Source organism: Streptomyces sp. TG1A-8 (genome assembly GCF_030499535.1).
In the GTDB taxonomy this organism is placed as follows: Bacteria; Actinomycetota; Actinomycetes; order Streptomycetales; family Streptomycetaceae; genus Streptomyces.
The window spans coordinates 280,352-303,889 of the sequence record NZ_JASTLB010000004.1 but is presented as its reverse complement, the minus strand read 5'-3'; the positions used below and the strand labels follow the sequence as shown (position 1 = coordinate 303,889).

The following is a 23,538-nucleotide window of genomic DNA, read 5'->3' as shown; positions in this document are numbered from 1 at the left end:
GAGACCCGGCCCGGCGCTCGCCGAGACCTGGTCGTCGACACTCCGAGAGGTCATCGTCATGAAGAAGCTCGAGGTGCTGATAGTCGGTGCTGGAATTGCAGGGCCTGCACTCGCGTACTGGCTCTCCCGGAGTGGATACCGGCCGACGGTCGTCGAACATGCCCGGCAGCTGCGCTCCGGTGGGAGCGCGATCGTCGTGAAGGGGCCCGCGATCCCGGTCGCCGACCGCATGGGCATCCTCCCGCAGCTCCGCGGGCTCGCCACCCGCAACCGGTCGCTGACCCTGCTCGACTCCGGCGGCAGGCGAATCCTGCAACTTCCGCTCGCCTCTGACGAGGCGCCGAGGGCCGAGGTGACCCGAGCCGACCTGTCCGAGGTGCTCCACCGGTCGGCGCAGACCGAGGCCGAGTTCTTGTTCGACGACACGGTCACTGCTCTCGCCCAGAACGGAGGTGGGGTCGACGTCACCTTCCGGCGGTCCGCGCCACGGCGCTTCGACTTGGTAGTCGGTGCCGATGGGGTGCACTCCACCGTACGGCGCCTGATATTCGGACCCGAGCGGCAGTTCGCGAGCGACCTGGGCCTGTACGGCGCGACCGTGCCGCTGGAACCCGACGCCATCGAGGACCCGAGTGAGATGACGATGCTGACTGTGCCGAACCGAATGTTGGTCGTCCACCCCTCGCGGACCACTCCGCTCGCGATCTTCACCTTCCGGGCCGAACAGCCGGCGCCCCACGACCGCAAGAACATCGCCCTTCACAAGCAGACCGTGGCCGACGCCTACGCCGACGTGCCGTGGCGGGCACCGGAACTCGTGGCGGCGTTCCTCAACCACCCGGCTCCGTTCTTCGACCCCCTGACCACCGTCCGGGTGCCCTCGTGGTCCCGCGGACGGGTCGTACTGCTCGGGGACGCGGCGGCGGCGACAGCCCTGCTGGGCGACGGGTCCAGCATGGCGATGGCGGGCGCATACGCCCTCGCAGAAGAGCTCGCCGCCCATCCCGGTGATCACGTCCGCGCCTTCGCCGCCTACCAGTCGCGGCTCCGCCGTGAGGTAGGTCCGCGGCAGCGACGCGTCGGTCTGCTCTCCAGGCTCATGGTGCCCCGCACCCGGCAGGGCCTCGCGGTGCGCAACGCGGTGGGCCGCGCAGTCGGTCGCACGTACCGGATCGCCTCTCGCGAAGCCGCAAACCGGTAGACCGGCGCTGTCACGTTGGGTGAGCGGGGTGGGATGGTCTTCGGGGTGATCGTGGTGGAGGGGGTCGTCCGTGGAGGTCGCGTCGCCGTCGTACAAGGGGCACCGGTACCCGGTCGAGGTGGTCTCCCCCTGCGTGTGGCTGTACTTCCGCTTCCCGCTGTCCTGCCGCGAGGTCGGGGAACTGATGCCCGGGCGCGGCGTGATCGTCTCGTACGAGACCGTGCGACGGTGGTGTCGGAAGTTCGGGCAGGCCTACGCGAACGGGCTTCGCCGCAGGCGTCCCCGGCCCGGCGGCACATGGCACCTCGACGAAGTCTTCATCAAAATCAACGGCGAGCAGAGGTATCGGTGGCGGGCTGTGGACCGGGACGGCAACGCCCCTCGACATCCTCGTGCACAACCGCCGCGACAAGGCCGCAGCCGGAGGGTTCCTCCGCAGGCTGATGACGAGGACCCGGGCAGTGCCGAGGGTGATCGTCACCGACAAGCTCCGCTCCTGCAGCGCCGCCCACCACGAGGCCATGACCGCCGTCGAGCACCGCTCGCACAAGAGACCGAACAACCAGGCCGAGAACAGCCACCAGCCGACGAGGCAACGCGAACGGGTTATGAAGGGCTTCCGCTCCGTGGGCGGGGCGCAGAGGTCCCTGTCCGCGTTCCGTGGCATCTCACCCCACTTCCGGCCCCGTCGCCACCCGATGCCCGCACCTCACTACCGAGCCGAAACGACCGTCCGCTTCACCATCTGGGAGCAGATCACCGGCATCACGGACCGACCCGCCACGGCCCGGAACCCGGCCCCACCACACCTCGACACACCGTCAAACGCCCACACACCCAACAACGTGACAACGCCCGCCGACAAACTCAGTAGTACCAGAGGGCCAGCGCCCTGCAAGGACGCCGGCTCTCTTATTGGATGATCTCAGTCGACCTTCGCAGTGACTTGCTCACTGAGAGAGCGAGCTAGTTCGCCGAGACGGGCTGGGTTCCGCTTGAGGCCTCGCGCGCCAAGGAAGCGAAGGAGATCGAAGAAAATTTCATCCGACGGGATCTTTGCGTCCAGGAGCATGGCAAGGGGGCCAGGCTCGCCGTACGGGACCTGACGAGGGCGCGATACCTCGCGGGCGGTGTCCTCAGTTGCTTCTGGCGTGGGTGACTGCAGACGTGGTTCGGGGATCGCCTCCGATGGCGAAACTGGTGCGGGGACAGCAGCTGTCAGGGCGGTGTCAGCGCTGTCAGTGATTACGTCGTAATCACCTGCAGGGCTGGTTTCTTCTCCCTCCCGCGCACCGCTTGCAGATGCGTCGATGGGTGCGGCGTCCCCCTCAGGAGGTGTATGAGTGCTGTCCCCTTGTCCCTCTGCGGTCTCCTCCTGCTGGATCTTCCGTAGGCGTCCCCTTTCCTCCTCTTTCCGAGCCCGTTCCGCCTTGAGCTCTGCCAGGGCTTCTTCCTGTTCATGGGCGGGCTTATTGCCGACTGCGCGCAAGAGGTCGATCGGCTCCTCGCCGATGCGCGCTTGCAGCTCTGGGGTGAGGCTGAGCAGAGCCAGGCGTTGTGACACCCAGCCCTGGGAGCGGTGCAGGCGTTTGGCCAGGGCTCGCTGACTTCCGTGGATGGCGAGCAGACGCTGCAGGGCGCGGGCTTCGTCGATCTCGTCGAGGTCTTGCCGGTGGATGTTGGCGACGAGAGCAGACTCCAGGATGCTTTCGGCGTCGTCACCCTGGTCGTCGTCAACCATCACCTTGACTGTTGCCAGCCCGGCTTCCCTGGCTGCGGCAAGACGGCTGCTTCCGTCTACGACGACGTAGGTGGTGTCCGGTTCGAGTTCGGTTTCCTTGCTCGGGTTGGCGCCTACGTAGGCCTCCCGGGTCATGATCGTGATAGCGACCTTCTGGCCGTGATCTTTTAGGCTGTTGGCAAGGTCGGTGAGATCTCCGAGGCTTGAACGCGGGTTGTCCGGGTTGAGGCTGATGCGGTCCGGAGGCAGCTTCGTTGGAGGAGCGACTCCTTCGGTGGGGACCCCAGTCGCGGCTGCAACGGCCTGGCGGCGTGCGCTGACGGGACGTACTCCCCCGCCGAAGCGGCCGGCTCCGAGCTGGTCTGCCTTGCTCACAGCACCTCCCGGGCGAGAGCACGCATCCCCACGGCTTGCTGGGATTTAGGCGCGTATGACAGCAGGGGTTGCTTCACTCGGACAGCTTCCTTCTGTTCCTTGAGGTCTCCGATGAGCCCGACGACCCGTGGGTCCTTTATGTCGACCCAGCCCTGCAGCGAAGAGGTGGCGATGTAACCACGGCGCGAGTCGTACAGGTTGACGACGATACCGAGGTAGTCGATGTCGATCTGGAGGTCGCCGCGCAGATCGTCGATCTGCGTGGTGAGTAGTTCGTAGGCGTCTGCAGAGCTGTCTTCGGCTTGTACAACGATCAGTGCGCCGGACTGCCCGGGCTTTTCTCCGTTACGTCGGCGCCCGTAGTAGGCCGCGGCGTCCATGCTCAGGCCGAGGCTCGGAGGACAGTCGACGATGATTACGTCGTAATCATCGTCGAGTGGCGCCAGAGCCCTCTCCAGGGCGGCTTCCCTGGCCCGCACTGCGGAAAGACGCACGTCGAGCAGGAAGGCGTCGTGGCATGCCGGCAGGAGGTGAAGGCGTCCACCGAAGGCGTCGTCGTCGATGGAGACGATGAGGTCGCGGAGGTCGCCCTTGGCGTCGCCCGCCATGTGGTTGGTGAGGCTGTCACCGTTCATTGGCAGGGGAGTGGCACCGAGCTGGTTGGTGAGGTGGCATTGGGGATCGAAGTCGACGAGTAGCACCCTCAGGCCCGGGCCAGGGAGGTTCTCGATGTCGAGCGGATCGTCTGCCGACGCTGCTTCGCTTCCTTGGGCGTCGCTCGCCCTTAGGGCTTTAGTAAGCGCTTTGGCTACACGTACGGGGTGCAAGGCATGCGGGTTTTCCGCTAGGGCTTCCCCGAGGCCCGCTGTGATGGCCGTCTTGCCGACGCCGCCCTTCTGATTGCAGACGATGATACGGCGAGTGATCTCGGGGCGTTCTACGTCCGGGGCGGGGTTGGCGTCCAGCCATAGCTGAACGGACTGAGCGAGCCCTTGGGTGAGGGACACCCGCCGGTCGGCTGCGATTTGCCGGAACTCTTCCCACTGGCCCACGGGGAGGAACGTAGAGAAGGAGTCAGCGCCGGAGGTGTCGATGGTTGTGACGGTGGAGCCTAGACGGCACCAGTTCCCGATGCCCTGTTCGACTGCGGTTTGAATTTCGATGCCGTGCTCGGCGGCTCTGACCTTGAGGCTCTGCCGGAGCCGTCCCGGCAGCTTAGAGACGACCTTTTCGCGGCCGCTGGAGGTAGCTGGCGAACTCATGAGGACACCATACTAACGTCTACAATCAAAAGTTAGCCCGACACGTTAGCTAGGTAGAACTGGCGAGGCGTCAGCTCAGCTCTGGGGTGATTACGCCGTAATCACCCCGCTGTTGGGCACTTGTCCGCACGGTTCGTGAGCTGATTACGGCGTAATCAGCTCACGAACCCACACCGAACACACCACAGTGCTGCAGAGCTGCCTCCGCGCCTACAAGCACTTCGCTGCCGCGGCGCCCAGAGGCCGGCCTTCCATCGCCGGAGGCGGCAACCCTGCGGGGCAAGATATCTCGGCCGTATACCTGACTGTGACTGATGAGTGGTTCAAGGGGAGTCTTTGCTCCAGATCACTGAGGCGCGCAAGTGGAGGCTGACGAGGCGGCTGTCTGAGGTCGAGCCGCCTCGCCGGGCCGTGAACTTGTCGGTCAGGTGCTCGACGGGGCCCCTTTCGGCATGGAGGCTGGCATTGTGGTTCGACACCGGCCGTGCACCTGCAGTCGGCCGGTCGGCACGTGGGCCGGATCAGCTGCGCGTGGTGGCCGGCGGTCCGGCGACGGCGGTGAGCCGGAGCCTGGTCTCGTCCTCACTGCCGGGTGCGGCGGTCATGATGACGATCTTGAGCTGGCCGAGCTTGCGTCCCGTACTGCGGCAGCGGGCCGTGGGCGTCGGCGCGAAGCACCGGCTGGTCCTCGTCGGCCGGCTCCTGGCCACGCTCGTCCATCTCCGCCGCGGGACCACGCACGACGTGCCGGCCTGCCGGATCGGTGTGGATCGCTCCACCATCCCCCGGGCCGTCGGCGAGGTGCGGCCCCTGCTTGCCGAGCGTGGACGCGCCATCGGCCCTGGTGTGCGGCTCAAGGCGCTGGTCGAGGTTGTCGACCACCTCGGCGCCAGTGGGAGGGCCGGAACCGTCGACGGCGCCGAGGTCCGCGCCCGGCGGTCAGCTACAAGGACCGGGACGAATTCATCTCGGGCAAGAGAAAGCAGAACGCCGTCAAAACCATGGTGCTCACCGGCGCGGACGGCCGCGTGCTGGTTCCGCAGCCCGGCCAGACCCGGAAGCTACGCGGACATCACGCACGCCCGCCAGCTGGGCTGGTCAGACTCCTGGCCGACGGTCCTCTGGCGGAATCCTCGCCGATGCCGGCTACCAGGGCCTGGAGGCCCAGAGCGGCGGGTGGGTGGTGACACTGCCGCACCGCTCACCACAAGAAGGGCACCAACCCTTGGCGCACCAAGGAGCGGCAAACTTGACGGCCTGGGCCATGTGCAGCGGGTACGAGGCCGAAAAGTTTCACGGGGTACGCCGGTGGATCTCAGCTCAGTGATCATCGCTGTGGCAGGCGTTGCAGGAACCTTGGGAGGGGCGCTGCTCACCCAGCGCGGCTCTGAACGGGCGAAGCGCCTGGAGATAGAGCTCGTTCGAGACCATGAGGAGGTTCGCGAAAACCGTTCGCTGCGACGCACCTGCTATGTGGAACTCAACCGAGATGCCCGGCAGTTCACTACCGCGCTCAACCGCCACCTGCACGTCATGAGGGAGCGCGGCGCAGAGGAGACCGACAGCGACGCACTCGAGGAGGCCAAGAACGCGCACCGCGATCGATATTCCGAAGCGCAGATGATTGCTCCCGAAGAAGTACTCATGCGAGCCAGTGTCGTCAACCAAGCCCTGAACAAGGTCTACGGCCAGGTCAAACGCCTCGAACGCGGTGCCCCCGAACCAGGCGAAACGATGGAGACCGCGGCCCGAGCCCAGTGCGAGGTCTGGGAGATGCTCCGGACTATGAGAACCGCTATGCGCCACGATCTTGGTGTGTCGCATGAGGATTGAAAGCTGGGACCCAGCTCTGTGCGAGCTCTCTTGCCGGCCTCGACCGGTGATCCTCTTTTATCCTATGTAGTCGCAGGTCAAGAGGGTGCGGGCGGCTTGGACGGTACGACTGACTCGTCGGGTTGAGCTGCGCGCTCCGTGCCGAAGCAGCAGGGCAGGCGACGCTCATTGGGGACGACTCGCTGCCCGAAAATCTGGGATCGGTGCACCGCAAGGTCGTCGTCGCCAAGTTCGCCCGGCGGCGCTGCCACGTTGGTGGGTGTGTAAGTGCCTGACGGCGCGTCGGGGTGTGGTGGGGCAGGGTTCCGGTTCCGTGTTCAGGCTTCGGCGGGTTGGCGGGCGGCGCCGGTGGCCTGATCCCAGATCGCGAAGCGGAGGGTCGTTTCGGCGTGGTGATGGGCGGCGGCCAATCAGATGGCGGCAGAGATGGGAAGTGGGGTGGGATGCCGCTGGACCCGGACAGGAATCGCTGTGCTGCGCCCACGCTGCAAAAGCCTTTCATCGCGCGTTCGCGCTGCCGGGTGGGCTGGTGGCTGTTCGCGGCCGGGTTGTTCAGGCTCTTGTGCGGGCGGTGCTCGACGCAGGGCGTGACCTCGTGGTGGGCCGCGCCGTGGGAACGGAGCTTGCCGGTGACCACCACCTGCGGCACCGGGCAGGTCTTCTTGAGCGGTTTGCGGAACAAGCGCCTGGCCGCAGCGGTGTCCCGCCGGCTCTGGACCGGGATGTCGAGCACGCTGCCGCCGGCGTCGAGGGCCCGCCACAGATACTTCCGCTCGCCGTTGACCCTGGTGAAGACCTCGTCCAGGTGCCAGGTGTCCCCGGGCCGGGGCCGCCTTTGACACAGGCCGTCGGCGCAGGACTGCCCGAACTTCGCGCACCAGCGGCGGACCGTCTCGTGGGACACGACCACGCCGCGTTCGGGCATCAGCCCCTCGACCTCGCGGAAGCCGAGCGGGAAGCGGAAGTACCGCCACACGCAGCGGGAGACGATCCCGACCGGGTACCGGTGCCCCTGGTGCGACGGCGGTGCGCTGTCCACGGACGACCCCTCCCAGCACGACCAACCAGAAAATCATCCCACCCGGTCAGCCAACGTGACAGCGCCCGGCTCAGCGTCCCCACCGGGCCGTGCCGGACTCAGACCGGGCGGGGGCCGGCACCGGCGACCCGGAACACCGGCCAGCCGATCTCGGTGCGCCACTCCTCGGCGGCCGGGGTGTCGCGCGGGCCCACGAGGTAGGTCTCGCGCACCGGCCCGGCCACGGCGAGGGCGTGGTCGGCGACCCACCTGCCCAGCTCGCCGTAGGTGACGTCGATGGTGTCGTGGGACCCCGGGTGTACGGTGACCGCCAGCTCGGCGGGCGGCAGCTCGGTGCCGTAGACGCGCCCCAGGTCCGGCACGGGCGCGGCGACCGGGACATACACGAGCACGCCCCCGTGGCCCTCGCTGAACAGCGCGTTGTCGTAAAGGCCGCCCGCGGGGCCCGTGGGCGCGTCGACGACGGCGTCCAGCTCGGCCATCGCGCCCGCGTACCAGGACAGCACCTCCTCGTGGGTGATCGTGTCCCGCACCGCGGCCACGCGCCGCGCGGGCGCGTGGCGCAGCTCGACGGCGACACCGGCCGGTTCGGGGCGCAGCAGCCGTCGCAGCGACGCGACGGCCGCCTGGGTCCGCGACAGCTGGTCCTGGAGCCGCTGGAGGTGCTCGCCCACCAGGTGCGCGCGCACGGTCGGGTCCGGGGTGAGCAGGATCCGTCGGACGTCGGCGAGCGGTACGTCGAGTTCCCGCAGCCGGGAGATGACCTGTGCGCTGGGGATCTGGCCGGGGTCGTAGTACCGGTAGCCGCTCGACGGGTCCACGTGCGCGGGCTCCAGCAGCCCGGCCTCGTGGTAGCGGCGCAGCGTACGGATGCTCAGGTGGGTCAGCCGGGAGAAGTCGCCGATCGTCAGCACGCCCCCACTGTGCACCCTCCCGCAGGGGGAGAGTACAGCGCTTGACCCGGGTGCCGCGGGAGGCGGCACGCTCCGGCACATGACCAACACCCCTTCCGTCTCTCCCGACCTCGCGGGGCGTCTCGCCGTCGTCACCGGCGCCGGACGGGGCACCGGCGCCGCGATCACGGCCCGCCTGCGCGCGGCCGGCGCCACCGTGCTCCCGACGGCCCGCACGGCGCCCGCGACCGCGGCGGCCGACCCGCTCTTCGTCACGGCCGACCTGACCACGCCGGACGGCGTCGACACCGTCGTCTCGGCGGTGCGCGACCGGCTCGGCACCCCGGACGTCGTCGTGCACACGCTCGGCGGCTCGCACGCGCCGGCCGGCGGGTTCGCCGCCCTCACCGACGCCCACTGGCAGGACGAACTCGCCCTCAACCTGCTGGCCGCCGTACGCCTCGATCGCGCACTGCTCCCGGCGATGCGGGACGCGGGCCGGGGCGCCGTCGTCCACGTCTCCTCCATCCAGCGCCGGCTGCCCCTGCCCGACGCCACACTCGGCTACGCCGCCGCCAAGGCCGCGCTGACCACGTACAGCAAGGGCCTCGCCCGGGAACTGGCCCCGCACGGAGTACGGGTCAACGTCGTCTCCCCGGGCGCGATCGCCACGGAAGGCACCACGGCCCTCGTCGCCCGCATCGCCGACGCACAGGGAATCGACCGGACCGCGGCCTGGGACCAGGTGCTGGCCTCGCTCGGTGGCATCCCCCTCGGCCGCCCGGCACGCCCCGAGGAAGTGGCCGAGCTGGTCGCCTTCCTCGTCTGCGACCGCGCCGCCGCCATCACGGGCGCCGAGCACACCATCGACGGCGGCACCGTCCCCACCCTCTGACCCCACCCCGCACTAGAGAGCACCCGCATGACCCCGAACGGTGCTGTCACGTCGGCTGACCGGGCGGGATGATCTTCGGGTTGGTCATGGTGGAGGGGGACCGCCCGTGGACAGTGCGCCGTCGTACGGGTGTGTCAATTTAACGGCTGATCTTGGTTGTTGGGTGGTCAGTTGTTGCTTGGGGTGAGGCGGCCCTCGAAGGCGATTTGGAAGGCGTTCAGGGGTGCCTTCCAGCGCATGGTCCACCGCTTGTGGCGGCACTGCCACGTTGACTGACCTGTCAATCCCCTCGCAGCGTGGAGACGGTCTATGCGGCCAGTCCCTGGGCGAGGGTGGCTCGGTAGTCGCGTTCGTAGTCGATCGGGCTCTTGAACCCGCACACGCTGTGTAGCCGCCTGGCGTTGTGGAAGTCGGTGATCCAGGTGGCGATCTTGATGCGTGCCTCGGTGCGGGTGCGGAAGGTGTGGCGGTGTACGTACTCGACCTTGAGGACGCTGTTGAACGCCTCGCTCACGGCGTTGTCGGAGCAAGATCCGACTCTGCCCTCTGCCCATGGACTGGACCACGCCGAGCTTTCGGCATGCCCGCCTGAACCGCCGCGAGCAGTACTCGGCGAGTTCAACCAGTCGTTGCAACACCGGGGTGTTGCAACGAGCGTAGCTGTTCTTCGAAGACCTCGGCCGGGGTCCGCCAACCGAGGATCTTGCGGGGCCGGTTGTTGATCGCCATGGCGACGGCTTCGAGGTCCGTGGACGACCACCGGGACAGATCGGTGCCCTTCGGGAAGTACGGACGCAGCAGCCCGTTCGTGTTCTCGTTCGTCGGTCGTTGCCAGGGCGAGTGCGGATCGGCGAAGAACACCTTCGTCCCGGTATCGAGGGCGAACTGGGCATGGCCGGAGAGTTCCTTCCCACGGTCCCGGGTGAGGGTCTTGCGTAGCTGCTCGGGCAGCTGCTTCATCGACGCCGTGAGCGCCGCGTTCATCGCGATCGCGCCATAGCCCCCGAGCGAGGGGCCGTTCTTCACGGGCGGATTCTCACCCCAGCCCTCGAGCCGGGGCAGGTGCACCAGGAGCGTGGAGCGGCTGCTGCACTCGACCAGCGTGCCGGTCGCGGAGCGGCCCGTCCCGATGATCAAATCGCCTTCCCAGTGTCCGGGGACCGCGCGGTCCCCGGCCTCGGCGGGCCGTTCACTGAGGATGACGTCCGCGGTGACATGCCCCTGCGGCTTGTTCTGTGACCGTGTACGGGGAGTCCGCAGCGTCCGGCCGGTGCGCAGGCACGTGGCCAGTTCCCGCTTGAGCGCGCCACGGCCCTCGATGAACAGCGCCTGGTAGATCGCTTCGTGGCTGATGCGCATGGACTCATCATCGGGGAAGTCGACAGGGAGACGGTGCGAGATCTGCTCCGGGCTCCATGCCGTCGCTCATCGTCTGTCTTGCCGGTGCGGCTTGTTCAGCCCCTTCCACGCCGGCGTCCTGGGTCCGGGGACGATCGTGTTGTCGGGGCGGCGGACGTTGCCAGCGAGCCGGTCCTGCACGTACTCACGCAACCTGTCGTTGCCTGTTAGCTTCGCGGTCTTCGGGCGCTTGGCGGCCTGCTGTGCTTTCCACTGGGCGACCGTCGCGCGGTACTCCTGCTTGCCGCTGCGCGTGGCGGCGTTGCGGCGCAGTTCGCGAAAGATCGTTCCGGGGTCACGCCCCAGGGCGCGGGCGATCTCGCGCACGCCCTTGTTCATCGCCCTGAGGATTGCGATCTCCTCGCGCTCCTCGAACGCGAGGTACCGGCCCGTGGGCTCGGCCAACGAGATCGGTGGCATGCCGCCAGCGTGACGAAACCACCTCGCACCCACCGGCCACGACACGCCGACCGCCAACGACGCCTCCACCGTCGTGACCCCTGTGGCGATCAGCCGCCAGAACTGGCGCTGCACGACTCGAGACGGATCAGGCCGCCCCGGCGAACGCATCGCCGGCCGCAATGCACGATCAGCGCGCCACTGCCGGCGCCGACCCTCCGGAACATCGCTGGCCTTCAAACTCCGGTCCGCCGTGGCCACGTCGCACACCCCCGAGATCAAAGTGTTGCGACGACCAGTTGAACCCACCCTCGCTGCCCCTGTCCGTGTGCATGATCACGCCGCGCACGTCGCCGCCGCGGGTGGCCGCGGCCATGTCCAAGGACGCGACGACCAGGTCGGCGTCGTGCCGCTCGGCCATCGCGTAGCCGAGCAGGTGGCGGGAGAACAGGTCGATGACCGTCGCCGAGTACAGCTTGCCCTCGCCGGTTTCGATATCGGTGAGATCGCCCGCCCAGACGAGATCGGGCTCCTCGGCGGTGAAGTCCCGGCGCACGAAGTCCGGGGCGGCCGGCCGCTTGCCCGGCCTCGTCAGCAACCGGCGGCGGCGCACCTTCCCTCCGGCCGGCCCGAGTTCGGCCATGACCTTCGCGACTGTGTTCACCGATACGCGCCAGCCTCTGCGCGCCAACTCGATGAACACCTTCGGCGAGCCGCAGGTGCCGCCCGAGCCGTGGAAGATCTCCCCGATCTCCTCGGCCGACTGCTGCCGACGCGCCTCACGCGCTGTCGGCGGACGATCCCGCCACTTGTAGAACCACGACTCAAACACCCCCAGCGCCCGGCAGGCGGTGCGGTACAAAATCCTCTGCTCGGCCTTGCAGTTGCTGATCACCCCGACCGCGACGACCGGGTCCGCCTCAGCTACTTCACCCACAAGGCCACGAATCGCTTGCACACATCACGCTCCACCCCCAGCTCGCGGATGCCCTTGTCCTTCTCCCCCGCCCCGGCCCGCAGCCGCTCCAGCTCAGCGCGCTCGCTCCCCCGCAGACGACCGCCGGGCGACGGCTCGGCCACCGACCGGTCCGACGACGGCGACCCGCTGCGCCGCACACGCGACACCCAGCTGTGCAGCGTCCCCGGGTGGATGCCCAGATCCTCAGCCACCTCCGAAATCGGCTTCCCGGCCTCCGTCACGATCCGTACCCCTCCCTCACGGAACTCAGCGTCGTAGATGCGCTTCCTGGATGCCATGACCCCCAACTATCCCTCCGGTCACGGTCCCCACAGTAGGAGGGGAACCTCAGCTACTCAGGTCGCAGTGGTCGGCGTCATGCCTGGCCGGTGTGGTCGGCGGGGGGGTATCGACGCTAGCGCTGATCGTTTCCCAGGTGTCGAGTTCGGCCAGGCGGGTTTGGAGCGCTGCGCGTATCTCACTGACGGCGGTGGTGCCGGTGGCCAGGCGCAGGGGCGGCTGGCCGGCGTCGACGGCGGTGAGGATGGCGGTGGCGACACGCTCGGTGGTGTTGAACGCCGTGGCGGGCAGTTCGCCGATGCTCTTCTGGACGGTGCGGACGGTGGGGTCGTAGTCGGTGAGGGTGTCGGCGACGTCGAGTGCGGACAGGAAGGCGGTGGCGGTGGGGCCGGGTTCGACGAGGGTCACCTTGATGTCCAGGGGGGCGAGTTCGCCGGTGAGAGCGTCGGTGAGTCCTTCGACGGCGTACTTGGTGGCGGCGAGCAGACCGACGCCGGGGTGGGCGGTCTGTCCGTAATAGGACGAGCCCTGCAGGATGTGGCCGCTGCCCTGGGCGCGCAGTACGGGTAGGACGGCGCGCAGGACGTTGAGGACACCGAAGACGTTGGTGTCGAAGATGCCGCGCGCTTGGGCATCCGTGCTCTCCTCGACCGCGCCGAACAGGCCGTATCCGGCATTATTGGCGACCACGTCGATGCGGCCAAATGCCCGGATGGCTGCCGCGACCGCGGCACGCAGTTGCTCGGGGATGCGCACGTCGGCCGCAACCGCCAGCACCTGTGAGCCGTATTGCTCGGTCAGAGGTGTGAGGGCGTCGGCGCGGCGGGCCAGCGCCACGACGTTGTCTCCCCTGCCGGCCGCCGCCTGGGCCAGAGCCAGACCGATACCCGACGAGGCGCCGGTGATGAACCAGCTGCGCACATCCCCGTGGCCGGCAGGACGGCTGGTCGCGGGCTGCGCGTTCATGGGCTGGGCGTTTGTGGTCACGATGTGCTCCTGATCGCTTGTGCGTGTGCAAGGCCTGCACGGCCTGTTCCGAACCGATGGCTCAAGAGGTTTTTTGTGAGCGCCGCTCCCCCACCACCACACCTCGATGTGGCGGGGCGGCGTCGGCTCTCGGCCCGGGCAGACGACAGGCGGTGGGCCAAAGAGGGCTGGGTTAGACGGCGATGCGGTCAGCTGGTGGGCTTCGGGCGGATCAGGACCGTCGTGCTGGTGTACTCCGCGAGGCCCTCCAAGGCGTTCTCGACGCCAATGCCGCTCTCCTTGTGGCCGCTGAACGGAAGGTACGGGCGCAGCCCGTTGGCGTGGGCGTTGATGGTGACCTGACCGGCGTCCAGCTGCGCCGCCACGCGCGCGGCGGCGTCGAGATCGGTGGACCACACGGACGCGGTGAGGCCGAACGGTGAGGTGTTCACCTGCTCGATGACGGCGTCGAGGTCGTCGTACGCGACGATCGGCATGACCGGGCCGAACTGTTCCTCGTCGACGACGGCCATGCCGTCCTTGGCGTTCGTCAGAATCGTCGGGGGGTAGAAGTACCCCTGACCGGAGGGCGCTTCACCGCCGGTGACCGCGACCGCTCCGTCGTCGATCGCCGCGCTCACCAATTGGGCGACCTTGTCGCGCTGCATGGCGTTGGTCAGCGGGCCGAGGGTGGTGCGCGGGTCGAAACCGTCGCCGACGACCGCGGCTCGTGCCCGCGCTGCCAGTTCCTCGACCAGGCGGTCGCGGATGGTGCTGTGCACGTAGACGCGCTTCACGGCCAGGCAGATCTGGCCGCTGTTGACGAAGCCGCCCCAGAACAATTTGTCCGCGATGGCGGCTGGATCGGCGTCGGGCAGGACGATGGCCGGGTCGTTACCGCCGAGTTCGAGTGTGATCCGCTTGAGGCTGTTCGCGGCCGAGGCGGCCACCTTCTTACCCGTGGCCGTGGAGCCGGTGAAGCTCACCTTGCGGGGGACGGGGTGCTCCACCATGCGAGCGCCCAGCGGGTCGAGCCCGGAAACCACGTTGAGCACACCGGCCGGAAAGACGCTCTGGAGCAGTTCGCCCATGGCCAGCGTGGACAGCGGTGTGTAGGGCGAGGGCTTCAGGACCACGGTGTTGCCGGCGCGGAGGGCTGGAGCGATCTTCCACATGGCGAGCATCAGGGGCGCGTTCCACGGGGCGATCGCAGCGACGACGCCGAGCGGCTTGTGGACCTTCTCGATGAATTCGGTGTCGTTGTCGACGAGCACCTCGCGGGGCACCTCGACGTTGCCGAAGTAGCGAAGCCAGGCGACGACCAGATCCATTTCGCCGGTGAAGGAGGCGGGGCGGCCCTGCTCGCGGATGAGGATGCGGGCCAGGTCGTCCGCGTGCGCCTCCAGCAGGTCGGCGGCGGCGAGGAGCGCTCTGCGGCGCGCATCCTCGTCCTGCGCCCACGGCGGCTGTGCCAGCTGTGCGGCCCGCATCGCCGCGTCGAGCTGTTCGGGCGTGCAGTCCGGTGCCTGGGCGAAGACGTCACCGGTCGAGGGATCGACGACGTCGAACGTCGCAGTGCCCTCCACCGGTTGGCCGTTGATCGTCATGACGTGGGGACGGTGCAGGGTGGTGTCGTGCGTGATGGTCATCGTTCCTCCTCCAGGGAAACGCGTGGGCGCTGCCCTGGAAAGCTCGGTTGCTTCGGTGAAAACGGTTCGTCCTTGTTGCCTGCGCGCGGGGCAATCGCCCAAGGCGTCTCCTTGCCTCAGTCGGCCACTGCCTCGCAGGCGCAGGCTCACTGCCGGTCGGCATCCACGGGTGTGGTGAGCCGGATCTACCACTGGCTGCCGTCGGGGCGGACGAGCAGTTCGCTCATGACGACGCGTGCGGGGCGGGTGACCACGTAGGTGATGGTGTCGGCGATGTCTTCGGCGTGCAGGAGGGTGGCGTTGGCGTAGGCGTCCTTGCCTGCTTCCAGGATTTCCGGACGGATGTGTGTGAACAGTTCGGTGGCGACGGGGCCGGGTTCGATCAGGGACACGCGGACATGGCGGCCGGTGACCTCTTGGCGCAGCGCTTCGGTGAAGGCTCCGACGCCGTGCTTGGTCAGGCTGTAGACGGCGGAGCCGGCTATGGGGACGCGACCGGCCAGGGAGCTGATGTTGACGATGTCGGCTGTTGCGCGGGGGCCCACGGCCGCGGCGAGCAGGTACGGCAGTGCGGCGTGGGTGGCATACAGCAGGCCCTGCACGTTGAGGGCGATCATCCGGTCCCATTCCTCGATGGGGGCGCTCTCGGCGGGGCCGAGCAGCATGATTCCGGCGTTGTTGACGAGGGTGTCCAGGCCGCCGAAGGTTGCGACGGTCTGCTCGATCATGGCGGTGGCCTGCGCGCGGTCGGTGATGTCGGTTTCGATCGCGAGGGCGGTGCCGCCGTCGGTCTTGATGCGCTCGACGAGTTCGTCGAGGCGATCCTTGCGCCGGGCGGCCAGCGCGACATTCGCGCCTTGGGCAGCCAGTGACAGTGCGGTGGCGGCGCCGATACCGCCGCTCGCTCCGGTGACGAGTGCGGTCGTGCCGGTCAGTGCAGTGCTCATGGGGGTCCCTTGGGTGATCGGTGCGTGGTGAACCGCCGAACGATGACACCACCGTAACGCTTATGAAGGTGTCGTGCGACAGCACTCATGGCGTGACGGTAGCGTCGGGGTGGGCTAAGCTGGCGAGCGTGAACAGTGACGACACCGCCCAGAGCACCCGGCGCCTCCGTTTGGCAGCAGCTCCCGGGGGGTTGTGCGTCGTACAGGACTTGCTGAACTCGGCGAGCATGCCCGCGGCCTCGATCCCTGACCTCCTGACCGACGAGACCTCGGCGCAGGCATGGCTCGACTCAGCGTTGCGGACCTGGCAGGAGCAGACCGGCCGGACCGCGCCCCGGATCACGATCGGCGGTGACGATGTGGCCGCGCTCCGTGACCTCCGCAGCCTCATGCGCGGCTGGCTCGCCGGCGATGTCGATGACAGCACGCCGCACCCGCTGGAAGCCGACATCACATTCCGCGACGGCCGCCTGACCTATGCACCCCGAGACGACGGCGCTGCCGCCGTCGCATCACTGATTCACCTGGAGACCTTGCTAGCCTCCCACACCGGCACTCTGAGCCGACTGAAGACGTGCAAGAACCCGGCCTGCGGCGCGGCGTTCTACGACCGGTCACGCAACGGCACCCGCGTCTGGCACGACATGAAGACCTGCGGCAACGCCCTGAATCTGCGCGCTTCGCGCGCCCGCCGACGGCATTCTGCGCATCCAGGCGAAGCCGTCGAAACCACTCCCTGACAGCGCCCCCCGTCACGACCGTCCGGTCTGACGGCCGCAGCACATCGGACAACTAGGACCTGGATCCGAGCGGGACTACGATGCGGCTGCGGCCAAAGCACCGACGGGCGCTGTCACGTTGGGTGAGCGGGGTGGGATGGTCTTCGGGGTGATCGTGGTGGAGGGGGTCGTCCGTGGAGGTCACGTCGCCGTCGTACAAGGGGCACCGGTACCCGGTCGAGGTGGTCTCCCCCTGCGTGTGGCTGTACTTCCGCTTCCCGCTGTCCTACCGCGAGGTCGGGGAACTGATGCCCGGGCGCGGCGTGATCGTCTCGTACGAGACCGTGCGACGGTGGTGTCGGAAGTTCGGGCAGGCCTACGCGAACGGGCTTCGCCGCAGGCGTCCCCGGCCCGGCGACACATGGCACCTCGACGAAGTCTTCATCAAGATCAACGGCGAGCAGAAGTATCTGTGGCGGGCTGTGGACCAGGACGGCAACGCCCGGGACCTGTCCCCGAGGAGTGGACACCTCTGAGCCCGGCCCCGCCAGGGGCCGGGGAAGAGGAATCTCTTACGGTGATGAAGGTCTACTCGCCCGAGTTCGAGGCGGACGCCGTCGCGCTGTACCTGTCGGACCCGAGCCACACCTTCGAGGGCATCGGCAAGGACCTGGGGATCAGCCGGGAGACGCTGCGCAACCGGGTGCGGGCCGAGCGGGTCCGCCGCGGTGAGAGCGGCACCACAAACACGAACACGAAGGACGTCCCGGTGAGCGAGGCCACGAGGCAGGAACTGGAGGCCGAGATCGCGGCCCTGCGCACGGAGCTGAAGGCCGTGCGCAAGGAGAACCGGAAACTGGCCACCGAACGGGACGTCCTGCGCAAGGCGACGAAGTTTTCCGCACAGGAGATGACCTGGTGAACCGCTGCCAGTTCATTGAGGACCACACCGCGCCTGGGGCGTGAAGCGGTTGTGTGCCGTGCTGGAGGTCGCCCGGTCCAGCTTCTACAAATGGCGGTCCGGCCGCGCGACCCGCGCCGCGCGTGAGCGGGCGGACGCGGCACTTGCCGAGCGGATCAGGGCCGTGCATGCCGAGTGGGACGGCACCTACGGTCGTCCTCGCATCACCGCCGAGCTGCGCGAGGACGGTGAACGCGTGAATCACCAGCGCGTCGGAGAGCTCACGCGGAAGTTCGGCATCACCGGGCTGCGGCTGCGCAAGCGCCAGGTCACCACCGTGCCCGAACCGTCCGCCACACCGGTGCCGGACCTGCTGGGGCGCGACTTCACCGCCAGCGCGCCGAACACCAAGTACGTCGGCACCATCACCTACCTGCCGGTGGGTGACGGCGAGTTCCTGTATCCGGCGACGGTGATCGACTGCTTCCCGCGCCGTCTGGTGGGCTGGTCGATCGCCGACCACATGCGCACCTCGCTGGTCACCGACGCGCTCAGGGCAGCCGCCGCGACCCTCAACAACAGACCCCGCAAAACCCTCGGATGGAAGACACCCGCCGAAGCGCTCAGAAGCCGTATCTCAACCGATCTTGGAACGTGTGGGTCGAACGGAGTTCCTGGTCGGGTGATCTTCCGGCCGTATGCGCATGAAGGCAGGGCCTCCTGGTAGCTCGGGGGTGCGGTCCCATTCCGAGCGGTTCCCGGAGGCCCTGTTGTCGTTGTTGTACGCGCCCGAGCCCGTTGACTTCAACTCGTCCGCCGTGTCGTGCGATTGCCTCGCGCACGTGTACGGCAACGCGGCCGATCATCCGGACCGGGTTCGCCGGTATCCGTCGGACATGACGGACGCGGAGTGGGCGGCCATCGGGCCGTTGCTGCCGGTGCCGGCCTGGCTCCAGGGGCGGGGTGGACGGCCCGAGGGCTACTGTCACCGGCAGCTGCTGGACGCGATCCGTTACCTGGTCGCGGGCGGGATCTCCTGGCGGGCGATGCCCGCGGACTTCCCCGGCTGGGGCCGGGTTTACGCCTTCTTCCGCCGCTGGCGCGAGCACGGGCTGATCACAGAGTTCCACGACCGGCTGCGCGGGAAGGTCCGTGAGCGCGAAGGCCGTGAGGCCGAGCCCACGGCGGGAATCATCGACGCACAGTCGGTGCGTGCCGCCGCGACGGTGCCGGCCGCCTCACGCGGCTACGACGGCGGGAAGAAGGTGCCGGGCCGCAAACGGCACATCGTGACCGACACCCTCGGTCTGCTCCTGGTCGTCTGCGTCACCGCCGCGAACATCGGCGACCGGGACGCCGCCACGGGCCTGCTGGACCGGCTGCGCCGCCTGCACCGCGACATCACCCTCGTCTGGGCCGACGGCGGCTACACCGGCTCCCTCGTCGACTGGTACCGTCAAAAACTGGCGCTGACCTGGGAGATCGTCAAGCGCACCGGCGACATGACCGGGTTCGTGGTGCTGCCCAGGCGCTGGGTGGCAGAGCGCACGTTCGCGTGGCTGATGCATTCGCGTCGTCTGGCCCGGGACTACGAGACCCTGCCCGCCGCCAGCGAGGCGATGATCCGGTGGTCGATGGTCACGCGGATGAGCCGGCGCCTGGCACGGCCCCGAGCCGCCGGCCGGCACTGAAGGCCCCCGACGCCTCCAGCAGAAGCCAGCCGCGCTCCGCCAGGCGCCGGGCCTTCGACCGCACCGCCTCGACCTTCGCCGGCGTCGCGTCAAGGCCCAGCTCCACCGCGATCTCCTTGGCTCGAAGCGGCCCGTGACCCGTGGATCGCTGCTGCTCCAGGATGCCCAGAATCCGCTGACAGTCCGGCGCCAGAACCGTCACCGGCGGCCCTTCCCGCCAGGGCGGCACCGCCGAGCCCGGCACCCGTGCGAGCGACGGCGCCGCCTCCTCCCCCGCCTCGGCCGTGGTCACGGCGGTGGACTCGGCCGCGGAGACCGCCAGGGCCTCGAGCAGTTCCTCCCGCGCGATCACCCGCCGGTCCAGCTCGATCTCCGCGGCCTCCAGCACCTCAGCCAACCGCGCGGCTTCCTCCCGCAAACCCTCCCCCCGCACCCGGGCAGCCGCCTCCCGCTCCTCCAGCATCCCCAGCACCGACGCCACCGCGCACCCCTCGACCATGAAGCGGACACAAGACGCCGCGATGCCCCCCCCTCAACCCGAGCGAAACCATGCCTGACCAGCAGAAATCAAGGAAGCATGTTCGGTTGAAATACGGCTTCTCATCGCACTCGTCGACGGCGTCCACCAGCTCCTCAAGGCACCTATCGTGCTGGTCTGGGACCGCCTCAACACCCACGTCTCGCGTGTCATGCGTGAGTTGATCGCCGAACGGAAATGGCTGACGGTGTTCCTGCTGCCCGCCTACTCATCCGACCTCAACCCCGTCGAGTGGGTATGGGCACACGTCAAACGCAGCCTGGCCAACCTCGCCGTGGTCGCCCTCGACCGGCTCGAAGCTCTCGTCCGTAACCGACTCAAGCGCCTTCAGTACCGGCCCGGCACCCTCGACGGCTTCATAGCCGGCACCGGCCTGACCTTCGACGAACCAGCCTCACCCTGACGAGCCGAAGTCAGTAACGAGACACGACCCGCACAACGGCCGGTACTTCAAGCCCCAGCGCCTGCATGCCGACAAGGCATACGATGTCCCTGAGCTGCGGAAATGGTTACGCGGCAAGCGCATCGGCGTCCGCATCGCCCGCAAGGGCATCGAGTCCAGCGAACGGCTGGGCCGGCGTCGTTGGGTGATCGAACGGACCATGTCCTGGCTGACCGGCTACCGTCGGCTCAGCCACCGCTACGAACGCAATCCCCGCAACTACCTGGCCTTTCTGGGGCTTGCCGCAGTCCTCTGCTGCTACAAGCGACTCCTCAAGCCCACCACATAGGACACGGTCTTATTCGGCAGCCTTTCTGTCACCAGTCCCGCGGCCAGCGGCTGGAGGGGTGCGCGGCCGTAGACGTTCTCCCTGGGGTCCGAACATGATCAGATACTCGACCGGTCCGTCGGATCCGGCGTTCGCGACTCCGTGGGGGACGCGGGTGTCGAACTCGGCGACGTCGCCGGAATCCAGGACGAGGTCCTGGCCACCGAGTGCGAGCCACAGCCGCCCGTACAGGACGCACAGCCACTCGTAGCCCTCGTGGGACACCTGCCGGGGCCGCCCGGGCGGCTCCTCGACGGCAGGCAGGACATGCTTGTGGGCGTGCAGGCCGCCGACGTACCGGGTCAGCGGCAACACCGCCTTGTCGTCGCCGAAGTTCAGCGGCGCCGTAGCGCGCGGCTCGGCCGCGGGTGCGGTGCCGGCCAACTCGTCCAGGGAGACGCCGTACTCCTTCGCTAACTGCAGCACAACCTCCAGGGTGGGCTTGCGCCGGCCGGTCTCGATCCGCGACAGCGTACTGGGCGAGATACCGGTCGCGCCGCTGACAACGGCGAGTGTGACGCCACGGCGCTCGCGCACGGCCCGCAGCCGGGGTCCCATCGCCGCCAGCGTCTGGGCCACGTCGTCCCCTGCCATCGTCCCTGCTCCTTCCCGCGGTGCCGCTTCACCTCCCTGTCCTGCAAGCTTGCCAGAATGGCAACGCTGATCGCGCCGAGGGGCCGTCGCGCTGCATGATCGGTGGGTACCCGCCGGCCGCCCGCGAACCGAGGAGAAGCCCCATGTCATCCGAGCCGACCACCGTGCTCCGCCACCGCACCGTCGAGGCCCCTGCCGGGCGCCTGCACCTGGCCGAGCAGGGCACCGGCCCGCTGATCCTGCTCGTGCACGGCTTCCCTGAGTCCTGGTACTCCTGGCGCCGCCAGCTCCCGGCCCTCGCCGCGGCCGGGTACCGGGCAGTGGCGATCGACGTACGCGGCTACGGCCGCTCCTCCAAGCCCGCCGCGACCGACGCCTACCGAATGCTCGACCTGGTGGAGGACAACGTCGCCGTCGTGCGCGCCCTCGGCGAGGAAAGCGCGGTGGTCGTCGGCCACGACTGGGGCTCCAACATCGCCGCCGCCTCCGCCCTGCTCCACCCCGGAGTCTTCCGCGCGGTCGGCTTACTGAGCGTCCCGTACGCACCGCCCGGCGGCCCCCGCCCCACCGACATCTTCGGCCAGATCGGCGGCCCCCAGCAGGAGTTCTACGTCTCCTACTTCCAGGAGCCCGGCCGCGCCGAGGCGGAGATCGAGCCCGACGTCCGAGGCTGGCTCGCGGGCTTCTACGCCGCCCTGTCCGCCGACACCATGCCCGCCAAGGACGAGCCCGACCCGCACTTCGTCGCCCTGGGCTGCCGGCTGCGCGACCGTTTCCCCACCAGCCCGCTCCCGGCCTGGCTGACCGAGGACGACCTCGACGTCTACGCCGGGGAATTCGAACGCACCGGCCTGACCGGCGCCCTCAACCGCTACCGCAACATGGACCGCGACTGGGAAGACCTCGCCCCTCACCGGGGCGCCCCGATCACACAGCCCGCTCTGTTCATCGGCGGCGCACTGGACGCCTCCACCACCTGGATGGCCGACGCCATCGACGCCTACCCCACCACCCTCCCCGCCCTGTCCGCCGCCCACCTCCTGGACGGCTGCGGCCACTGGATCCAGCAGGAACGCCCCGACGAGGTCAACAGCCTGCTGACCGACTGGCTCGCCACCATCCAAGGCTGAACCAGCCGGGCCGCCCGGGCAGCTTGGCGGTGCGTTTCAGGTGGGCCGCGCCGAGGTGGCGCACGGCGGTCTGCTCGGTGATGCCGAACAGTCGCATCAGCCTGAGCGGGCCGACGCTTTCGGCCGCCTCTTGAGGATGTGGTCCTGTCTCAGGCCACTCAACGTGAGCCCGCGCGTACTTCACTACGCCGGTGACAACAAGCCTGCCTATGTGACAGCTACTCAAGTTGAATGCGTGATGTCGGCCGCTGCGGTGAAGGGCATGGCGTGAACGGGCCCCGGTCCCCGCTGCCGGGTCTGGAGCCGGAGGGGCACGGGCATGATACGTACCGTGTCGAACGAATTTTCAGGACCACGCCGCCCGCCCTTGCTGTGGGAGCAGCATTGCTGCCTGCCGTTGGAGAAGCGCGCGGATGTCGGCGAACTGGCCCGCTACCGCAGGCCCGGGGGCAGCTTCGTTTCGGTGAACGCGGGCTATGTCCCCCACAGCGCTGACGATGTCGCCGATCTGATCACAAGCTGGCGGGAGCGGATCGCCGCGGATGACCGTTTGCGGCTGGCGGTGAGCATCGACGATGTCGAAGCCGCTGGGTGTGCGGGGGACGTGGTGGTGGCATTCGACCTGGAGGATTCCGGTCCGCTCGATGGGGAGTTGGACCGGGTGCGCCACTTCTACGATCTCGGTGTCCGCACGATGCTACCGAGCTACAACAACCGCAACGCGGCCGGCGGCGGTTGCCTGGACGAGGTCGACGAGGGCCTCACTTCCTACGGTCGGGCGCTGGTCCGGGAGATGAACGCCGTCGGCATGGTGGCAGACGGATCTCACTGCGGTGCTCGTACTGGGCTGGACATGTGTGAGGTCTCCGAACAGCCGGTGATCTACAGTCACTCCTGCATGCGCTCGGTGTGGAACCATCCCCGCAACATCACCGACGAGCAGGCCAAGGAGTGTGCCGCCACGGGCGGGGTCATCGGCATCACCGGTGTGGGGATCTTTCTCGGCCCCAACGACGCCACCATCGACGCGCTGGTACGGCACATCGATTACGCCGTCGACCTCGTAGGTCCGGAACACGTCGGAGTGTCGACCGACTACCCGTTCGACCACGAGGACTTCAACGCGATGCTCGAACAGAGCCCTGAGCTGTTCCCCGACTGCTACACCCGCTGGGGGCCGATCAACTTCATGCCCCCGGAAGGCTTGCTGACTGTCGAAGACGCACTTCTCGCCCGGGGATATCCCAACGACGCCGTCACCGCGATCCTGGGGACCAACTTCCGCCGCGTCGCCGCGCTGGTGTGGCAGTAGTTCGAACCGTGACCGGCACTGTCACGT

19 protein-coding genes and 7 pseudogenes are annotated in these 23,538 nt (G+C 68.4%); 13 read left to right on the top strand and 13 right to left on the bottom strand.

Annotated features, from left to right (window positions below; genetic code table 11):
- The first annotated feature begins 58 nt into the window (after positions 1–58).
- Together QQY24_RS33470 and QQY24_RS33465 are read left to right on the top strand one after the other, a co-directional pair.
- Complete coding sequence (locus QQY24_RS33470; protein ID WP_301976693.1) at positions 59–1,201, top strand: FAD-dependent monooxygenase; 1,143 nt, start codon at positions 59–61, stop codon at positions 1,199–1,201.
- A 70-nt stretch (positions 1,202–1,271) separates the two neighbouring features.
- Positions 1,272–1,974: pseudogene (locus QQY24_RS33465) on the top strand (IS6 family transposase); the annotation flags it as partial.
- A gap of 152 nt (positions 1,975–2,126) precedes the next feature.
- Here the strand turns inward: QQY24_RS33465 and QQY24_RS33460 are convergent.
- Both QQY24_RS33460 and QQY24_RS33455 read right to left on the bottom strand, forming a co-directional pair.
- The gene (locus tag QQY24_RS33460; RefSeq protein WP_301976692.1) at positions 2,127–3,317 is read right to left on the bottom strand and encodes a ParB/RepB/Spo0J family partition protein; all 1,191 of its coding nucleotides are present in this window, start codon (positions 3,315–3,317) and stop codon (positions 2,127–2,129) included.
- Positions 3,314–4,579: a ParA family protein gene (locus QQY24_RS33455; protein WP_301976691.1), complete on the bottom strand. Its 1,266-nt coding sequence runs from the start codon at positions 4,577–4,579 to the stop codon at positions 3,314–3,316. The genes QQY24_RS33460 and QQY24_RS33455 overlap by 4 nt, the downstream gene beginning before the upstream one ends.
- 603 nt (positions 4,580–5,182) lie before the next feature.
- Here QQY24_RS33455 and QQY24_RS33450 point away from each other — a divergent pair.
- Positions 5,183–5,350: pseudogene (locus QQY24_RS33450) on the top strand (hypothetical protein); the annotation flags it as partial.
- A 552-nt stretch (positions 5,351–5,902) separates the two neighbouring features.
- The gene (locus QQY24_RS33445; RefSeq protein WP_301976873.1) at positions 5,903–6,412 is read left to right on the top strand and encodes a hypothetical protein; all 510 of its coding nucleotides are present in this window, start codon (positions 5,903–5,905) and stop codon (positions 6,410–6,412) included.
- A 317-nt stretch (positions 6,413–6,729) separates the two neighbouring features.
- Here QQY24_RS33445 and QQY24_RS33440 read toward each other — a convergent pair.
- Together QQY24_RS33440 and QQY24_RS33435 are read right to left on the bottom strand one after the other, a co-directional pair.
- Positions 6,730–7,451 (bottom strand): annotated as a pseudogene (locus QQY24_RS33440) (IS6 family transposase).
- A 98-nt stretch (positions 7,452–7,549) separates the two neighbouring features.
- Positions 7,550–8,365, bottom strand: a complete 816-nt coding sequence (locus QQY24_RS33435; RefSeq protein WP_301976690.1) for a MerR family transcriptional regulator — start codon at positions 8,363–8,365, stop codon at positions 7,550–7,552.
- A 79-nt stretch (positions 8,366–8,444) separates the two neighbouring features.
- Between QQY24_RS33435 and QQY24_RS33430 the strand changes: the two genes are divergently transcribed.
- Positions 8,445–9,239 carry an SDR family oxidoreductase gene (locus QQY24_RS33430; protein WP_301976689.1) on the top strand — a complete coding sequence of 265 codons (795 nt, stop codon included), beginning with the start codon at positions 8,445–8,447 and terminating at the stop codon, positions 9,237–9,239.
- 307 nt (positions 9,240–9,546) lie between these two features.
- Here QQY24_RS33430 and QQY24_RS33425 read toward each other — a convergent pair whose 3' ends face one another.
- The 7 genes and pseudogenes from QQY24_RS33425 to QQY24_RS33395 all read right to left on the bottom strand — a co-directional run bounded on the left by QQY24_RS33425 (position 9,547) and on the right by QQY24_RS33395 (position 15,856).
- Positions 9,547–9,753 (bottom strand): IS3 family transposase, encoded by a 207-nt coding sequence (locus QQY24_RS33425; protein WP_301976688.1) that lies wholly within the window; start codon positions 9,751–9,753, stop codon positions 9,547–9,549.
- A gap of 104 nt (positions 9,754–9,857) precedes the next feature.
- Positions 9,858–11,057 (bottom strand): annotated as a pseudogene (locus tag QQY24_RS33420) (IS30 family transposase).
- A 169-nt stretch (positions 11,058–11,226) separates the two neighbouring features.
- Positions 11,227–11,994, bottom strand: a complete 768-nt coding sequence (locus QQY24_RS33415; RefSeq protein WP_301976687.1) for a DDE-type integrase/transposase/recombinase — start codon at positions 11,992–11,994, stop codon at positions 11,227–11,229.
- Positions 11,961–12,293, bottom strand: a complete 333-nt coding sequence (locus QQY24_RS33410) for a transposase (RefSeq protein ID WP_301976686.1) — start codon at positions 12,291–12,293, stop codon at positions 11,961–11,963. The genes QQY24_RS33415 and QQY24_RS33410 overlap by 34 nt, the downstream gene beginning before the upstream one ends.
- Positions 12,294–12,342: 49 nt before the next feature.
- The gene (locus QQY24_RS33405; protein ID WP_301976685.1) at positions 12,343–13,281 is read right to left on the bottom strand and encodes an SDR family NAD(P)-dependent oxidoreductase; all 939 of its coding nucleotides are present in this window, start codon (positions 13,279–13,281) and stop codon (positions 12,343–12,345) included.
- Positions 13,282–13,469: 188 nt separating this feature from the next.
- A complete protein-coding gene (locus tag QQY24_RS33400) occupies positions 13,470–14,909 on the bottom strand; it encodes an aldehyde dehydrogenase family protein (RefSeq protein WP_301976684.1) in 1,440 nt (479 codons plus the stop codon).
- A gap of 185 nt (positions 14,910–15,094) precedes the next feature.
- On the bottom strand, positions 15,095–15,856 hold the full coding sequence (locus QQY24_RS33395) for an SDR family NAD(P)-dependent oxidoreductase (RefSeq protein ID WP_301976683.1): 762 nt from the start codon (positions 15,854–15,856) through the stop codon (positions 15,095–15,097).
- A 128-nt stretch (positions 15,857–15,984) separates the two neighbouring features.
- Here QQY24_RS33395 and QQY24_RS33390 point away from each other — a divergent pair, with 128 nt between their 5' ends.
- From QQY24_RS33390 to QQY24_RS33375, 4 genes and pseudogenes are all read left to right on the top strand, one after another.
- The gene (locus tag QQY24_RS33390; RefSeq protein WP_301976682.1) at positions 15,985–16,596 is read left to right on the top strand and encodes a CGNR zinc finger domain-containing protein; all 612 of its coding nucleotides are present in this window, start codon (positions 15,985–15,987) and stop codon (positions 16,594–16,596) included.
- Positions 16,597–16,817: 221 nt separating this feature from the next.
- A pseudogene (locus QQY24_RS33385) lies at positions 16,818–17,072 on the top strand (transposase); the annotation flags it as partial.
- Positions 17,073–17,155: 83 nt separating this feature from the next.
- Positions 17,156–18,044, top strand: a pseudogene (locus QQY24_RS33380) (IS3 family transposase); the annotation flags it as partial.
- 328 nt (positions 18,045–18,372) lie between these two features.
- Complete coding sequence (locus QQY24_RS33375; RefSeq protein ID WP_301976681.1) at positions 18,373–19,167, top strand: IS5 family transposase; 795 nt, start codon at positions 18,373–18,375, stop codon at positions 19,165–19,167.
- Here the strand turns inward: QQY24_RS33375 and QQY24_RS33370 are convergent.
- Positions 19,115–19,666 (bottom strand): hypothetical protein, encoded by a 552-nt coding sequence (locus QQY24_RS33370; RefSeq protein ID WP_301976680.1) that lies wholly within the window; start codon positions 19,664–19,666, stop codon positions 19,115–19,117. The genes QQY24_RS33375 and QQY24_RS33370 overlap by 53 nt on opposite strands.
- 67 nt (positions 19,667–19,733) lie before the next feature.
- Between QQY24_RS33370 and QQY24_RS33365 the strand changes: the two genes are divergently transcribed.
- Positions 19,734–20,108 carry a transposase gene (locus QQY24_RS33365; RefSeq protein ID WP_301976872.1) on the top strand — a complete coding sequence of 125 codons (375 nt, stop codon included), beginning with the start codon at positions 19,734–19,736 and terminating at the stop codon, positions 20,106–20,108.
- 34 nt (positions 20,109–20,142) lie between these two features.
- A pseudogene (locus tag QQY24_RS33360) lies at positions 20,143–20,436 on the top strand (transposase); the annotation flags it as partial.
- A gap of 9 nt (positions 20,437–20,445) precedes the next feature.
- Here the strand turns inward: QQY24_RS33360 and QQY24_RS33355 are convergent.
- Positions 20,446–21,069: a helix-turn-helix transcriptional regulator gene (locus QQY24_RS33355; RefSeq protein WP_301976679.1), complete on the bottom strand. Its 624-nt coding sequence runs from the start codon at positions 21,067–21,069 to the stop codon at positions 20,446–20,448.
- A 143-nt stretch (positions 21,070–21,212) separates the two neighbouring features.
- Here QQY24_RS33355 and QQY24_RS33350 point away from each other — a divergent pair, with 143 nt between their 5' ends.
- A complete protein-coding gene (locus tag QQY24_RS33350) occupies positions 21,213–22,199 on the top strand; it encodes an alpha/beta fold hydrolase (protein WP_301976678.1) in 987 nt (328 codons plus the stop codon).
- Between the two features lie 331 nt (positions 22,200–22,530).
- A complete protein-coding gene (locus tag QQY24_RS33345) occupies positions 22,531–23,511 on the top strand; it encodes a dipeptidase (protein WP_301976677.1) in 981 nt (326 codons plus the stop codon).
- The last annotated feature ends 27 nt before the right edge of the window (positions 23,512–23,538 follow it).